The 14,180-nt window shown below is 71.2% G+C and carries 15 protein-coding genes; all 15 read left to right on the top strand.

All coding sequences use genetic code 11. The features are described 5' to 3' along the window. Positions 1 to 18 precede the first annotated feature (18 nt). The 15 genes from AC07RM_RS11120 to AC07RM_RS11190 all read left to right on the top strand — a co-directional run bounded on the left by AC07RM_RS11120 (position 19) and on the right by AC07RM_RS11190 (position 14,180). A complete protein-coding gene (locus AC07RM_RS11120; RefSeq protein WP_431510833.1) occupies positions 19 to 606 on the top strand; it encodes an NADPH-dependent FMN reductase in 588 nt (195 codons plus the stop codon). Beyond that, entirely contained in the window at positions 603 to 1,466 is an 864-nt protein-coding gene (locus AC07RM_RS11125) for a pirin family protein (protein WP_495334473.1), read from the top strand. The genes AC07RM_RS11120 and AC07RM_RS11125 overlap by 4 nt, the downstream gene beginning before the upstream one ends. A gap of 102 nt (positions 1,467 to 1,568) precedes the next feature. After that, a complete protein-coding gene (locus tag AC07RM_RS11130) occupies positions 1,569 to 2,771 on the top strand; it encodes a M20 aminoacylase family protein (RefSeq protein WP_093351605.1) in 1,203 nt (400 codons plus the stop codon). Positions 2,772 to 2,825: 54 nt separating this feature from the next. Next, on the top strand, positions 2,826 to 3,788 hold the full coding sequence (locus AC07RM_RS11135) for a tripartite tricarboxylate transporter substrate-binding protein (RefSeq protein ID WP_296774787.1): 963 nt from the start codon (positions 2,826 to 2,828) through the stop codon (positions 3,786 to 3,788). A gap of 92 nt (positions 3,789 to 3,880) precedes the next feature. Further along, complete coding sequence (locus AC07RM_RS11140) at positions 3,881 to 4,351, top strand: helix-turn-helix domain-containing protein (protein WP_495334474.1); 471 nt, start codon at positions 3,881 to 3,883, stop codon at positions 4,349 to 4,351. Next, positions 4,345 to 5,685 carry a HipA domain-containing protein gene (locus tag AC07RM_RS11145; protein WP_495334544.1) on the top strand — a complete coding sequence of 447 codons (1,341 nt, stop codon included), beginning with the start codon at positions 4,345 to 4,347 and terminating at the stop codon, positions 5,683 to 5,685. Before AC07RM_RS11140 ends, AC07RM_RS11145 begins: the two co-directional genes overlap by 7 nt. A gap of 137 nt (positions 5,686 to 5,822) precedes the next feature. Further along, positions 5,823 to 6,512, top strand: a complete 690-nt coding sequence (locus AC07RM_RS11150; RefSeq protein WP_495334475.1) for an outer membrane lipoprotein — start codon at positions 5,823 to 5,825, stop codon at positions 6,510 to 6,512. A gap of 145 nt (positions 6,513 to 6,657) precedes the next feature. Next, the gene (locus tag AC07RM_RS11155; protein ID WP_489041140.1) at positions 6,658 to 7,572 is read left to right on the top strand and encodes a dihydrodipicolinate synthase family protein; all 915 of its coding nucleotides are present in this window, start codon (positions 6,658 to 6,660) and stop codon (positions 7,570 to 7,572) included. A gap of 82 nt (positions 7,573 to 7,654) precedes the next feature. Continuing rightward, entirely contained in the window at positions 7,655 to 8,788 is a 1,134-nt protein-coding gene (locus AC07RM_RS11160) for a branched-chain amino acid ABC transporter substrate-binding protein (protein ID WP_203203420.1), read from the top strand. A gap of 91 nt (positions 8,789 to 8,879) precedes the next feature. Continuing rightward, positions 8,880 to 9,824, top strand: a complete 945-nt coding sequence (locus tag AC07RM_RS11165) for a 4-hydroxyproline epimerase (RefSeq protein WP_495334476.1) — start codon at positions 8,880 to 8,882, stop codon at positions 9,822 to 9,824. A gap of 8 nt (positions 9,825 to 9,832) precedes the next feature. Then, positions 9,833 to 10,942 carry an NAD(P)/FAD-dependent oxidoreductase gene (locus AC07RM_RS11170; protein ID WP_495334477.1) on the top strand — a complete coding sequence of 370 codons (1,110 nt, stop codon included), beginning with the start codon at positions 9,833 to 9,835 and terminating at the stop codon, positions 10,940 to 10,942. Beyond that, entirely contained in the window at positions 10,939 to 11,193 is a 255-nt protein-coding gene (locus AC07RM_RS11175; RefSeq protein ID WP_203203417.1) for a 2Fe-2S iron-sulfur cluster-binding protein, read from the top strand. The genes AC07RM_RS11170 and AC07RM_RS11175 overlap by 4 nt, the downstream gene beginning before the upstream one ends. Beyond that, positions 11,190 to 12,482 (top strand): FAD-dependent oxidoreductase, encoded by a 1,293-nt coding sequence (locus AC07RM_RS11180; RefSeq protein ID WP_495334478.1) that lies wholly within the window; start codon positions 11,190 to 11,192, stop codon positions 12,480 to 12,482. The genes AC07RM_RS11175 and AC07RM_RS11180 overlap by 4 nt, the downstream gene beginning before the upstream one ends. Positions 12,483 to 12,516: 34 nt before the next feature. Then, positions 12,517 to 13,191, top strand: a complete 675-nt coding sequence (locus tag AC07RM_RS11185) for a GntR family transcriptional regulator (protein WP_209540158.1) — start codon at positions 12,517 to 12,519, stop codon at positions 13,189 to 13,191. Between the two features lie 65 nt (positions 13,192 to 13,256). Beyond that, a complete protein-coding gene (locus tag AC07RM_RS11190) occupies positions 13,257 to 14,180 on the top strand; it encodes a fatty acid desaturase family protein (RefSeq protein WP_495334479.1) in 924 nt (307 codons plus the stop codon).

Below are 14,180 nucleotides of genomic sequence, written 5' to 3' on the forward strand. Positions count from 1 at the left end.
CCCATTCAGGAGTACCCCATGACCCAACAGCAAAAACCCCTCATCGGCATCGTCATCGGCTCGACCCGCGAAGGCCGTTTCGGCGAGAAGCCCGCGCACTGGATCCACGAGATCGCGAAGCAGCGCACCGACCTTGCCTTCGAGCTGGTCGACCTGCGCGATCACCCGCTGCCCTTCTTCAACGAAGCCGGCGCGCCGGCCTGGGGCCCGGTGAAGAACGAGGCCGCGCAGCGCTGGCAGGCGAAGCTGGCCACCTTCGACGGCCTCGTCGTGGTCACGCCCGAGTACAACCACGGTCCGAGCGCGGTGCTGAAGAACGCGATCGACTGGGCCTACAAGGAGTTCGTGCGCAAGCCAATCGGCTTCGTTGGCTACGGCGGCGTGGGCGCGGCGCGCGCGATCGAGCAGCTGCGGCTGATCGCGGTCGAGATGCAGATGGCGCCGGTGCGCAACGCGGTGCACATCGGCATGGTCGAGTTCCTCGGCATCTGGCAGCAGGGCAAGAGCTTCGAGGACTTCCCGCACCTCGCGCAGGCCGCGGGCGGCATGCTCGACGACCTCGCCTGGTGGACCAAGGCGCTGAAGACCGCGAGGGAGGCCGTATGACCGCTGAAGTCGCAACACGAACCCGCGCCATCGTCTACCGTACGCGCGGCATGAAGCACGGCCCGATCGCGCGGCTCGTGAGCCCGGGCGACCTCGGCGAATTCCTCAAGCCCTTCGTCTTCCTCGACCTGTTCGGCTTCGACACCGAAGGCGGCCACCGCGGCTTCGGCATGCATCCGCACTCGGGCATCGCCACGCTGACCTGGCTGATCGAGGGCGACACGCTCTACGAGGACACGACCGGCGAACAGGGCGTACTGCGCGGCGGCGGCGTCGAATGGATGCGCGCCGGCAATGGCGTGTGGCACACGGGCGCGCCGGCGCCGGGCGTGCAGCGCGTGCGCGGCTTCCAGCTCTGGGTGGCGCTGCCCGCATCGGAAGAGAACGCGCCCGCGCAGAGCATCTACCTCGCGCCCTCGCAGGTGCCGCGCGAAGGCCCGGCGCGCGTGCTGCTCGGCAGCTACGGCGCGGCGCGCAGCGCCATCCCGGCGCCCGCGCCGATCAACTACCTCGCGGTGCAGCTGAAGGACGGCGAGCACTGGCGCTACACGCCGCCGGCCGGCCACACGGTGGGCTGGCTCGCAGTGGAGAGCGGCCGGCTCGACGCGGGTGACGAGGCCGGCGGCCCGATCGGCGACGGCGAACTCGCGGTGTTCGAGGAGTCGGGCGAGGCCATCGAGCTGGTGGCGCATGGCGACACCTCCTTCGTGCTGGGCTCGGCGGTCAAGCATCCGCACGAGCTCGTGATGGGCCACTACTCGGTACACACCAGCCGCGCGACCTTGGACCAGGGCGAGGCCGAGATCCGTCGCATCGGCGCGAAGCTGCGGCAGGAGGGCCGGCTCGGCCGAGCCGCATAGCGCAGGAAGCGCGGCGCTGACGAGCCGCGTAATCGAGCATGCGCGCGGCGGGCGGCTGCGCCAGAATCGTTCGCTTCCAGAACGATTCAGCCAGCCGCCCCCATGAACATCGTCGATTCCTTCGCCGACGTCGCCCGCTTCGTCGACATCCGGCGCGACATCCACGCCCATCCCGAACTCGGCTTCGAGGAACACCGCACTTCCGAGAAAGTGGCCGGCCTGCTCGCCGAATGGGGCATCGAGGTGCACCGCGGCATCGCGGGCACCGGCCTGGTCGGCGTGCTGCGCAAGGGCACGGGCGCGCGCACCATCGGCCTGCGCGCCGACATGGATGCGCTGCCGCTGCACGAGGCCAACGAGTTCGCCCACAAGTCGCGCCACGCGGGCCGCATGCATGCCTGCGGCCATGACGGCCACACCACCATGCTGCTGGCCGCCGCCTGGCACCTGTCGCAGCAGGGCCCGGACGACTTCGACGGCACGGTGCATTTCATCTTCCAGCCCGCGGAGGAGATGGGCAAGGCCGGCGCCAAGAAGATGATCGACGAGGGCCTGTTCGAACGCTTCCCGTGCGACGCGGTCTTCGGCCTGCACAACTTCCCGGTCGGCGACGTGGGCCGCTTCGCGCTCAACGAGGGCGCGCTCATGGCCTCGAGCAACACCTACCGCATCACGCTGCACGGGCGCGGCACGCATGCCTCGATGCCGCACACCGGCATCGACCCGGTGGCGGCGGTGGTCAACCTCGCGCAGCAGTTGCAGACCATCGTCGCGCGCACCATCCCGAGCACCGAGCGCGCGCTGCTCGCGGTCACGCAGCTGCGCGGCTCGGACGCGCCCAACATCATTCCCGACGAGGCCACGGTCGGCGGCACCATCCGCACCTTCTCGATCGAGGCCATCGACCTGCTCGAGGCGCGGCTGCGCGAGGTGGCCGCGGGCGTGGCGGCGGCGCACGGCTGCACGGCCGAGGTGTTCTTCAACCGCTCCTCGCCACCGACGGTGAACCATCCGGCCGAGGCACGCTTCGCGGCCGGCGTGATGCGCGAGGTGGTGGGCGACGACATGGTCACCACCGATTTCCCGGCGGTGATGGGCGCCGAGGACTTCGCCCACATGCTGCTGGCGCGGCCCGGCTGCTATGCCTTCCTCGGCAATGGCGACGGCGACCACCGCCTCGACGGCCACGGGCCCGGGCCTTGCATCATCCACAACAGCTCGTTCGACTTCAACGACGAGATCATCCCGATCGGCGCGAGCTACTTCGTGCGGCTGGCGCAGCGCTGGCTCGCGCCGGGGCGCTAAAGGCGTCCACGCGGACTTCTTCTTTTCTCCAACCCGACGAAAGCGGCTCCACCGATGACCACCCCGTTCGCCCGACGCTCGCTCCTCGCCCTGGCCTTCGCGGCGGCCGTACTGCCCGCGGCGGCGCAGCAGCGCGTGATCCACATCGTCGTGCCCTTCGGCACCGGCGCGGTGCAGGACACCGTGGCGCGCGCCTTCAACAACGAGCTCGGCGCGGCGCTCAATGCCAGCGCCATCGTCGAGAACCGCGCGGGCGCGGGCGGCACCGTGGGCGCGGCGATCGCGGCCAAGGCGCCGGCCGACGGCAACACGCTGGTGCTCGCGGCCGCGAGCCACAACATCGCGGGCTTCCTCTACAGCAAGCTGCCCTACGACCCGCTCAAGGACTTCGTGGGCGTGGCCAACATCGGCAACGCGGGCTACGTGCTCGCGGTGGCCAGCGGCATGAACGTGTCGACCACGGCCGACTTCATCAAGGAGGTCAAGGCCAACCCCGGCAAGTACAACTACGCCTCGGCCGGCAACGGCAGCGCCACGCACCTCGCGATGGCCTCGTTCCTCGCCAAGGCCGGGCTGCAGATGACGCACATCCCGACCAAGTCCACCGGCGAGGCGGTCAACGAGGTGCTCGCGGGCCGGGTGCAGGCGGTAATCTCCTCGAGCATCGGCGTGATGGGCTTCCAGAGCGATCCGCGCATGAAGCTGCTGGCCTCGACCGGCCAGTCGCGCAGCCCCTTCCTGCCGAAGCTGCCGACCGTGGCCGAGAGCGGCCTGCCCGGCTATGCCTTCGATTCGTGGATCGGCCTGCTCGCGCCGGCGGCCACGCCCAAGGCCGAGGTCGAGCGGCTCAACGCGGCCGTCAACAAGGTGATCGCCGATCCGGCGATCCAGGAACGCTTCACGCGGCTGGGCGTGGAGCCGCGCAGCCAGAGCGTCGAGGAATTCCAGAAGCTGCTGCGCGCCGACTGGGATGCGATGGGGGCGGTGGTGAAGGCCTCGGGGGCGAAGGTCGATTGATGGCGAATACAAGCTTCGGCAGATAAAAGGTAAAAATAAGCCAAAACCTATAAATTGACAAAACAAGGGAGGGCCTATATCTTGGAAGCAAGATGGACTACCCCCTTCGTTTTGCCGACCAGCTCCGGGCGCACCTCCAGGCGCTGCGGAAGAAGCGCGGCCTGACGCAGGCGCAGGCCGGCGCCCTCGTCGGCGTCAGCCAGGCCCGGATCGCCGAGATCGAGGCGAATCCGGGGGCCGTCGGTTTCGAACAGCTGATGAAGCTGCTGGCGGCGCTGGGCGCGTCGATCTCGCTGCGCGACGAAGACGAGGCCCCGGCCTTCGCGGCGCCGGCGAGCGCCGAACTCCCCGATGGCGACCAGCGCGCGAAGGATCGCAACGCGGTGCGCGCCTATGGGCGGATGCCGTTGCCGGCCTCGCCGGTCGCCCAGGAAAAAGGCGCCGAACCGGCGGCGGCCGCCCCGTCGCCCCCCGAACCGCAGGCACCGCGCCCCGTCGCGGATGGCCCCGCGCCCGCCGTCCGCGGGCGCTTCGCCGCCACGCCGAGGAAGGGCTCCTGGTGAGGCGCGCGCTCAAGGCCTGGATGAACGGCGAACTCGTCGGCACCTGGTCGGTCGATCGCGAATCCCACACCTTCCGGTACGAGCCCGCCTGGCTCGCGTCGCCGCGGCGGCGCTCACTGTCGCTCTCGCTGCCGATCACCACGGCGCTCGAAGTCCAGGGCGAGGCGGTGCGCAACTACTTCGACAACCTGCTGCCCGACAACGAGCGGATCCGCGCGCGGCTGGGCCAGCGCTTCGGGCTCAAGAACACCAGGGTCTTCGACCTGCTCGAAGCCATCGGCCGCGACTGCGTGGGCGCGGTGCAGCTGCTGCCCGACGGCGCGGTGCCCGAAGGCTGGGATCGCGTGAACTGCGAGCCGCTCGCCGACGAGCAGGTGGCCGAACTGCTGCGCGCCGTGCCGACCGAATCGACGCCCGAGCGGCTGCGCGACCGCGACCTGTTCCGCATCTCGCTGGCCGGCGCGCAGGAAAAGACCGCATTGACCCGCGTCGACGGCCGCTGGTGCCGCCCGCATGGCGCCACGCCGACCACCCACATCCTCAAGCTGCCGCTGGGGCTGATCGGGGGGTCGCGGCGCGTCGATGCCTCGGACTCGGTGCAGAACGAATGGCTCTGCGCGCGGATCGTCGGCGCGCTGGGCCTGCCGGTCGCGCCGACGTCCATCGCGACCTTCGGCGACCAGAAGGTGCTGGCGGTCGAGCGCTTCGACCGCGAGTGGATGGCGGGCGCGAACGGCGAGCGCTGGATCGCGCGCCTGCCGCAGGAAGATTTCTGCCAGGCGATGGCGCTGCCGCCCGAGCGCAAGTACGAGCAGCACGGCGGCCCCGGCATGACCCGCTGCCTGCAACTGCTGCAGGGAAGCCGCAGCCGGGACGACGGCACGCTGTTCCTGCTCGCGCAGCTCGCCTTCTTCCTGCTGGCGGCCACCGACGGGCATGCCAAGAACTTCTCGCTCCACCTGCAGCGCGGCGACGTCTACGAGATGACGCCGCTCTACGACGTGCTGTCGATGTGGCCCTACTTCGGCAACGGCGCGAGCCAGTTCCAGCCGCGCCGGGCCGAGCTGGCGATGGCCGTGCGCTCGAAGAACGCGCACTACGCGCTGCACACCATCCAGGCCCGCCATTGGTGGGGGCTCGCGATGCGCAACGGTGGCGACGACACCTGGCGCGCGATGCTCGCGATGGTCGAGACCCTCGACGAGGCGCTGGCCGAGGTCGAGGCCGCGCTGCCCGCGGACTTTCCCGCGCGGACCTGGGAGGCCGTTTCCCGCGGCATGCGCGCCGAGGCGCGGCGCTTTCTTTCGGGCGTGGCGCCCGCCGCGACGCCCTGACCCGGTCTCGTCCTCCAGCCGTATGCGCTCGCCGCGTGCCGGCGTGTAGGACGCCCGTGCATTGACTTCGGCCTTCCGCGGGCGATGCTGTGAACGGGTTCCGGCTCGTAGGCCGGACCGCAGGAAGGAAGGCTTTCATGGAACAGACAACGACAACAGGCATGACCTCGCGCCAGGGCGGAACGCAGAAGCTCTGGGTGGTGATCGGCGTGCTCGCGGTGGCGGTGGCCGCGCTCGGCGGCGCGCTGTGGCAGAAGCACCAGGGCGGCACGGCGGCGTCGCCGCCCGTGGCCCTGGCCACGGGCCCGGCGCCCGACGACTTCAAGCCCGATGCGGCGCCGCCGGCGCTTCAGCCCTTGCCGTCCGGCCCGACCGCGAGCGCGACCACGGCGGCGCCCGCTCCGGCCATGAATGCCGCGCCGCAGCCCGTTCCAGCCACAGGCCCCGCGCCAATGGCCGCCGCGCCCGAACCGGCGGCCGCCCCGCCCTGCGCGGTCTGCGGCCATGTCGAGACGGTGCGCGCCGTGCAGCGCACCCAGCGCCCGAGCGGCGTCGGCATGGTGGCCGGCGGCGTGGTCGGCGGGCTGGTGGGCAACCAGATCGGCCATGGCGGCGGCCGCACGGCCGCGACCGTGCTCGGCGCCGTCGGCGGCGGCTACGCGGGCAACGAGATCGAGAAGCGCACCCACACGGTCACCGTCTACCAGGTCGGCGTGCGCATGGACAACGGCACGCTGCGCAGCGTCGAGACGCGCAGCGCGCCGCCGATCGGCAAGGCCGTCAGGCTCAAGGGCCACACGCTGAGCCCGGCCGACGGCCACAAGTAGGCGTTCCCACCATCCCTGGAACCGCGCCCGGCAGGCCCTGCCGGGCGCATGCTCGTTTACGAGAATATTGACGGTATATCGTTAATATATTTAAATCCGCTCCGTCCCAGCCCCGCCCATTCGGGCCCATCCAAGGAGCGAATTCGTGAGCAACCCCCGCTGGCAAGGCATCTTCCCCGCCGTCACCACCAAGTTCCATGCCGACGAGCGCATCGATGCCGAAGGCACCGCGCGCCACATCGACTTCCAGATCCGCAACGGCATCCATGGCCTCGTCACCTGCGGCTCGCTCGGCGAAGCCAGCACGCTGTCGCTCGAGGAGAAGCTGCAGGTCGCGCAGATCGCGCTCGAGGCCGCCGACGGCCGCATCCCGGTGCTGGCCAACGTGTCCGAGACCAGCACGCGCGAGGCGCTGCGCTACGTCGAGGGCGGCAACAAGCTCGGCGTGGCCGGCTACATGGTCATGCCCTCGGTGATCTACGTGGCCGACGCGCGCGAAGCCATGCTCAACGTGCGCACCATCGCCAACGCGGCGCAGAAGCCGGTGATGGTCTACAACAACCCGGTGGCCTACCGCGTCGACCTCAAGCCCGAGCACATGGTCGAGCTGGCCGACTGCGAATGGATCGCGGCCATCAAGGAGAGCACCGACAACATCCGCCGCATCACCGACCTGCGCAACACGGTCGGCGACCGCTACCAGCTGTTCCTCGGCGTGGACGACCTCGCCTACGAGGGCCTGGCGCTGGGCTGCGATGGCCTGCTGGCCGGCGTGGGCTGCGCGTTCCCGCGCGAGACCGTGGCGCTGTACGACCTGATGAAGGCCGGCCAGTTCGCCGAGGCGCTCGAGCTCTACCAGTGGATGACGCCGATGCTGCACCTCGACGTCTCGACCAAGCTGGTCCAGAACCTCAAGCTGATCGACCACCTCGTGGGCGTGGGCACCGAGCACGTGCGCCGTCCGCGCCTGCCGCTGGTGGGCGCCGAACGCGAGGCCATCGAGGCCATCGTGAAGAAGGCGCTCGCGACCCGCCCGGCCAAGTACCAGTCGGTCGCCTAAGCCCTTCGTTTGCTGCGTTTCCCCCGAGGGCGGCGCCCTCGTTTCCCCCGTACCCTCCGTGTCCCTTTATCCAGGAAGAAGCATGAAGACACCATCGAAGATGATTCCGCTGCTCGGCCTCGTGGCGCTCGCCCTCGCAACCCAGGCGAAGGCGCAGGAGCAGGTGGTCAAGATCGGCCATACCGGGCCGCTCTCCGGCCCCAATGCATTCGCGGGCAAGGACAACGAGAACGGCGTGCGCCTCGCGATCGAGGAGCTCAACGCGAAGAAGCTCGTGGTCGGCGGCAAGACGCTCAAGTTCGAACTGAAGTCGGAGGACGATGCCTGCGACGCCAAGAGCGGCGTGGCCGTGGCGCAGAAGTTCGTCGACGACAACGTCAAGTTCGTCATGGGCCCGTACTGCTCGGGCGTGGCCATCCCGGCCTCGCGCGTCTACAGCGACGGCGGCGTGCTGCTGTCGACCGTGGGCACCAACCCGAAGGTCACGCAGGGCGGCTACAAGAACCTCTACCGCATCATCGCGAGCGACAACCAGATCGGCGGCAGCATGGCCGTCTACGCGGCCAAGGTGCTCAAGGTCACCAAGGTCGGCGTGATCGACGACCGCACCGCCTTCGGCCAGGGGCTCGCCGAGGAGTTCACCAAGGAAGCGAAGAAGCAGGGCCTCACCGTGGTCGGCCAGGAGTTCACCACCGACAAGGCGGTCGACTTCACCGCCATCCTGACCAACATGAAGGCCAAGCAGCCCGAGGCGATCTTCTTCGGCGGCTACGCACCGCAGGGCGCGCCGATGACGCGGCAGATGAAGCAGCTCGGCATCAACGCCAAGCTGCTCGGCGGCGACACGCTGTGCAGCCCCGCGATGGGCAAGCTCGGCGGCGACGCGGTCAATGACGCGGTGTTCTGCGCCCAGGGCGGTTCGATCCTCGAGAAGGCGGTCAGCGGTCCGGCCTTCAAGGAGAAGTTCAAGAAGCGCTTCGGCGCCGATGCCGATGCCTACGCGGCCTCGTACTACGACCAGGTGATGTTCATCGGCGAGTCGATGGCCAAGGCCAACTCGATCGATCCCGACAAGGTCGGCGCCGAGCTCTACAAGACCACCTACAAGGGTGTGGCCGCGACCTATGCCTACGACGACAAGGGCAACATGAAGCAGGCGCCGATCACGGTGTTCACCTTCAAGAACGCCGCGCCGACGGCGCTCGCGAGCTACTGAGTCGCGTCTCCCGGGAAGGGGCCGCGGCCCCTTCCTCCTCTCTTTTCTTCAACGCATCGCCGTCTTCACGGATGGCGATGCGCCCACCCCCATGCACCGCATCCAGATCATCGACTCGCACACCGGCGGCGAGCCCACCCGCCTCGTGACCGGCGGCTTTCCCGACCTCGGCCGCGGCAGCATGGCCGAGCGCCGCGCGCTGCTGGCCGAGCGGCACGACCCCTGGCGCGCCGCCACCGTGCTCGAGCCGCGCGGCAGCGACGTCGTGGTCGGTGCGCTGCTGTGCGAACCGGTTGCGGCCGATGCCGCGGCCGGCGTGATCTTCTTCAACAACGCGGGCTACCTCGGCATGTGCGGCCACGGCACCATCGGCCTGGTCGCGAGCCTCGCGCACATGGGCCGCATCGGCCCCGGCGAGCATCGCATCGAAACGCCCGTGGGCACCGTCACCACCACGCTGCACGCGGATGGCGCGGTCAGCGTGCGCAACGTGCCCGCGTACCGGCACCTGCACCAAGTGGCCGTCGAGCTGCCGGGCCACGGCACGGTGCGCGGCGACGTGGCCTGGGGCGGCAACTGGTTCTTCCTCGTGAGCGAGGCCGCGCACGGCCAGCGCGTGGCGAGCGACAACCTCGCCGCGCTCACCGACTACACGGCCGTGCTGCGGCGCGCGCTCGCGGCGCAAGGCATCACCGGCGCCGAAGGTGCGGAGATCGACCACATCGAACTGTTCGCCGACGACGCGGACGGCGCCGACAGCCGCAACTTCGTGCTGTGCCCCGGCAATGCCTACGACCGCTCGCCCTGCGGCACCGGCACCAGCGCCAAGATCGCCTGCCTCGCGGCCGACGGCAAGCTCGCGCCCGGCCAGGTGTGGACGCAGGCCAGCGTGATCGGCAGCCGCTTCGAGGCCAGCTACGAGCCTGCCGACGACGGCCGCGTCATCCCCACACTGCGCGGCCGCGCCCACATCAGCGCCGAAGCCACCCTGCTGATCGACGAGGCCGATCCCTTCGGCTGGGGCATCCGGCTCTGACACGGCAGATGGCCGACGCGGACGCGATCGTCATCGGCGCCGGCATCGTCGGCGCCACCTGCGCGCATGCGCTCGCGCGCGCCGGCCGCCGTGTGCGCGTGATCGATGCGGGCCGGGGCGGCGCCACCGGCGCCGGCATGGGCCATCTCGTGGCGATGGACGACAACCGCGCCGAGCTCGAACTCAGCAGCCGCTCGATCGACCTGTGGCGCGCGCTCGCGCCGCGCATGCCGGCCGATTGCGCGCACAGCGCCTGCGGCACGCTCTGGATCGCCGCCGACGACGCGGAGATGGCCGAGGCCGAGCGCAAGCGCGAGCGGCTCGCCGCGCTGGGCGTCGCGAGCCGGTTGCTCGACGCGAAGGCATTGGCCATGGCCGAACCGGCATTGCGCGCCGGCCTCGCGGGCGCGCTCGAGGTGCCGGGCGACGGCATCCTCTATGCGCCCAACGCGGCGCGCTGGCTGCTCGCGGACGCGGGCGCCGCGATCGAATTCGAGCAGGCCCAGGTCGCGGCCATCGAGGACGATGGAACGCTGCTTCTGGCCGACGGCGGTCGGCGCCGCGCCGCGCAGGTCGTGCTGGCCGCCGGCCTCGAGGCGGCCGCGCTGTGCCCCGAACTGCCGCTGCGGCCCAAGAAGGGCCATCTGCTGATCACCGACCGCTATCCGGGCACCGTGCGGCACCAATTGGTCGAGCTCGGCTACGTCACCAGCGCGCACCATGCCGAGGGCGACTCGGTCGCCCTCAACGTGCAGCCGCGGCCCACGGGGCAGCTGCTGGTCGGTTCCTCGCGGCAGTTCGACACCACCGATCCCGCGGTCGAGCCCGCGATGCTCGCGCGCATGCTGCGGCGCGCGATCGACTACCTGCCGGGCCTCGGCGAACTCAGCGCCATCCGCAGCTGGACCGGCCTGCGCGCCGCCACGCCCGACGGCCTGCCGCTGCTGGGCGCGCATCCGTGGCGCGAGAAGCTGTGGCTCGCGCTCGGCCACGAAGGCCTGGGCGTGACCACCGCGCCGGGCAGCGCCGAGCTGCTGGTGGCGCTGATGACGGGCACCGCGCCGCCGTTCGATGCGCGGCCCTTTGCGCCCGGGCGGCTGCTGGAGACGGTGGCATGACGCAGGTCCTGCTGCAGATCGACGGCCGCGAGGTGCGCGTCGCGGCCGGCAGCTCGGTCGCCGCCGCGCTGCGCATCGCCGACACGACCCCGGCCATGGGCGTGGCGCGCGTCTCCGTCACCGGCCAGCCGCGCGCGCCCTTCTGCGGCATGGGCATCTGCCAGGAATGCCGCGTCGCCATCGACGGCCGTCGCCGCCTCGCCTGCCAGACCGTCTGCGGCGAAGGCATGCGCGTGGAGACCCTGCGATGAGCACCGACGCCATCGGGCTCGAACACTGCGACCTGCTGATCGTCGGCGCCGGTCCCGCGGGCATGGCCGCCGCGCTGGCGGCCGCGCCCAGCGGCGCGTCCATCGTCGTGATCGACGACAACCCCGCACCCGGCGGCCAGATCTGGCGCGACGGTCCCGGCGCCACTTTGCCGCCGGCCGCGCGCCGGTTGCGCGAGGCGCTGGCTGCCCGCGCCAACGTGCGCATGCACAGCGGCACGCGCGTGGTGGCCGCCAGCGCGCCGCGCGAGCTGCTGCTCGAAGAGGCGGAGCGCGCCTGGCGCCTGCGCTGGGGCAGGCTCGTGCTGTGCACCGGCGCACGCGAACGCCTGCTGCCCTTCCCGGGCTGGACCCTGCCCGGCGTGACCGGCGCGGGCGGCCTGCAGGCGCTGATCAAGGCCGGCCTGCCGGTGGCGGGCGAGCGCATCGTCGTCGCCGGCACCGGCCCGCTGCTGCTGGCGGCCGCGGCCACCGCGCGCCAGGCCGGCGCGAAGGTGCTGCGCATCGCCGAGCAGGCGGCCTTCGGCGCGGTCGCGGGCTTCGCGCTGGGGCTCGCGCGCTGGTCCGGCAAGGCGGTGCAGGCGCTGACGCTGGCCGATGCGGCCTACCGCACCGGCTCGCACGTGGTCGAGGCACTGGGCACGACGCAGCTCGAATCGGTGCGCCTGAACCAGGGCGGCCGCCTGCAGGAGATGGCCTGCGAGCGCCTGGCCTGCGGTTTCGGCCTCGTGCCCAACACCCAGCTCGGCCAGATGCTCGGCTGCGCGCTCGCGCCCTTCGGCAACAGCGGCACGCTCGCGCTGGCCGTCGACGAGCGGCAGGCCACCAACCTCGACGACGTCTACGCGGCCGGCGAATGCACGGGCTTCGGCGGCAGCGAACGCGCGCTCGCGCAGGGCGCCATCGCGGGCCATGCGGCCGTTGGCGACGACAAGGCCGCACGCTTGCAATACGCCGAACGTGCGCGCTGGAACGCTTTCGCCACGCGGTTGCACCGCAGCTTCGCGCCCGGTCCCGCGATCCGCGCGCTGGCCCGGCCCGACACGCTGGTGTGCCGCTGCGAGGACGTGCCCTTCGCGGCGCTCGCCGGCTGTGGCGGCTGGACCGACGCCAAGCTGCACCAGCGCTGCGGCATGGGCCCGTGCCAGGGGCGCGTGTGCGGAGACGCCGCGCAATTCCTGTTCGGCTGGACGCCGCCCGCGCCACGGCCGCCGCTGTCGCCCGTGCGCATCGCGACGCTGGCCGGCCTGGGCGCGCGCGACCCGGACTGATCCACACTACGCAGATCCGCGTTCCCGAACCTCCATGGCTGCTCCGATCACCGTCCCTGCCCCCGCGTCCGCCCCGAAGCGCCGCGCCGCCGACATGGCCTACGACGCCATCGAGACCCTGCTGTCCACGCTGCAGCTCGAGCCCGGCAGCCAGATCGTCGAGGCCGAGCTGGCCGAGCGCACCGGCCTGGGCCGCACGCCGGTGCGCGAGGCGCTGATGCGCATGGTGTCGATCGGCCTCGTCGTGCAGCAGGCGCGCCGCGGCCTGCTGGTGTCGACCATCGACCTCGCCGACCACCTCGACGTGGTGCAGACGCGCCGCGTGCTCGAGCAGCTGATCGCCACCTGCTCCGCGCGCCGCGCCACCGCGCCGCAGCGCAAGGAGATCGTGCGCTGCGCCGAGCAGATGGTGGAGGCGGCCGCGCGCGGCGACCTCGATGGCTACATGCGCGCCGACCATGCGCTCGACCTGGTGAACCACCAGGCCAGCCACAACGACTCGGCCGTCAAGGCCGTCACGCCGCTGATCGTGCAGTGCCGCCGCTTCTGGTACGCCTACCAGCACCAGGGCGAGATCGTCGAGGGCGCCAACGCCCACCTCGAACTGGCGCAGGGCATCGCCACCGGCGACGAGGCCGCCGCCACCGCGGGCGCCGACCGGCTGATGGACTACCTCGAGCGCTTCGCGCGCAAGATCATCGACCGCTAGGCGTCTGCGCGGGCCTGCGGGGAATTCCGCGTGCATCGCGCGCACCCGCGGCGCATACTGGCCCGATGGCCGCCGCACCCCGAGCCCGTCCCGAGGATTTCTTCAGCACCGACGAATGGCAGGCGCTGACCGCGCGCTCGTCGTGGAGGGGGTTGTGGCTGGTCGCGCACTGCTGGGGCGTCATCGGCCTCGCGATGCTGGTGGGCATCGTGTGGCCATGGACCATTCCGCTGATGGTGCCGATCGTCGGCGCGCGCCAGCTCGGCCTGTTCATCCTGATGCACGACGCGGCCCATGCGGGGCTGCACCGCAACCGCCGCGTCAACGACTGGGTCGGCCACTGGCTGTGCTCGTCCACCCTGCGCGACTACCGGCCCTACCACCTGCAGCACCACCGTTTCGTGCAGCAGACCGAGGACCCCGACCTCGTGCTGTCGGCGCCGTTCCCGATCTCGCGCGCCTCGATGTGGCGCAAGGTCGTGCGCGACCTCAGCGGCCAGACCTTCTACAAGCAGCGCTTCGGCCATGTCGCCGAAGGCATCCGCCAGCGCGCGCTGGGTGAATCGGCGTTCAAGGCCTTCGGCCGCGAGCTCGCGAAGGACCGGCGCTTCTTTCTCGCCAACGGCCTCGGGCTGCTGGCCTTCGCGCTGGCCGGCTACTGGTGGGCCTGGGTCCTGATGTGGCTGCTGCCCATGGCGACCTGGCTGCCGCTCGTGAGCCGGGTGCGCAACATCGCCGAGCATGCGCTGGTGGCGCAGAACGAGGCCGATCCGCTGCGCCAGGCGCGCACCACGCATGCCAACCTGGCCGAGCGCATCTTCATCGCGCCCTACTGGGTCAACTACCACTGCGAACACCACATGTTCACCAGCCTGCCGTGCTGGAGCCTGCCCGAGGCGCACCGGCTGTTGCAGCGCGGCGGCACCACCGCGCGCATGGAGGTGCAGCCCGGCTACCTGAGCCTGCTCAAGCAGGCCACGGCCGCCTGA

The sequence above is a fragment of the Variovorax sp. GW821-FHT09B05 genome (genome assembly GCF_059418265.1).

What these genes read in the sequence shown, in the direction of transcription:
- AC07RM_RS11130 (WP_093351605.1), top strand. Translation starts at nt 1,569, where the DNA reads ATGAACATCGTCGATTCCTTCGCCGACGTCGCCCGCTTCGTCGACATC.
- AC07RM_RS11160 (WP_203203420.1), top strand. Translation starts at nt 7,655, where the DNA reads ATGAAGACACCATCGAAGATGATTCCGCTGCTCGGCCTCGTGGCGCTC.
- AC07RM_RS11135 (WP_296774787.1), top strand. Translation starts at nt 2,826, where the DNA reads ATGACCACCCCGTTCGCCCGACGCTCGCTCCTCGCCCTGGCCTTCGCG.
- AC07RM_RS11175 (WP_203203417.1), top strand. Translation starts at nt 10,939, where the DNA reads ATGACGCAGGTCCTGCTGCAGATCGACGGCCGCGAGGTGCGCGTCGCG.
- AC07RM_RS11170 (WP_495334477.1), top strand. Translation starts at nt 9,833, where the DNA reads ATGGCCGACGCGGACGCGATCGTCATCGGCGCCGGCATCGTCGGCGCC.
- AC07RM_RS11150 (WP_495334475.1), top strand. Translation starts at nt 5,823, where the DNA reads ATGGAACAGACAACGACAACAGGCATGACCTCGCGCCAGGGCGGAACG.
- AC07RM_RS11165 (WP_495334476.1), top strand. Translation starts at nt 8,880, where the DNA reads ATGCACCGCATCCAGATCATCGACTCGCACACCGGCGGCGAGCCCACC.
- AC07RM_RS11190 (WP_495334479.1), top strand. Translation starts at nt 13,257, where the DNA reads ATGGCCGCCGCACCCCGAGCCCGTCCCGAGGATTTCTTCAGCACCGAC.
- AC07RM_RS11120 (WP_431510833.1), top strand. Translation starts at nt 19, where the DNA reads ATGACCCAACAGCAAAAACCCCTCATCGGCATCGTCATCGGCTCGACC.
- AC07RM_RS11180 (WP_495334478.1), top strand. Translation starts at nt 11,190, where the DNA reads ATGAGCACCGACGCCATCGGGCTCGAACACTGCGACCTGCTGATCGTC.
- AC07RM_RS11125 (WP_495334473.1), top strand. Translation starts at nt 603, where the DNA reads ATGACCGCTGAAGTCGCAACACGAACCCGCGCCATCGTCTACCGTACG.
- AC07RM_RS11140 (WP_495334474.1), top strand. Translation starts at nt 3,881, where the DNA reads ATGGACTACCCCCTTCGTTTTGCCGACCAGCTCCGGGCGCACCTCCAG.
- AC07RM_RS11185 (WP_209540158.1), top strand. Translation starts at nt 12,517, where the DNA reads ATGGCTGCTCCGATCACCGTCCCTGCCCCCGCGTCCGCCCCGAAGCGC.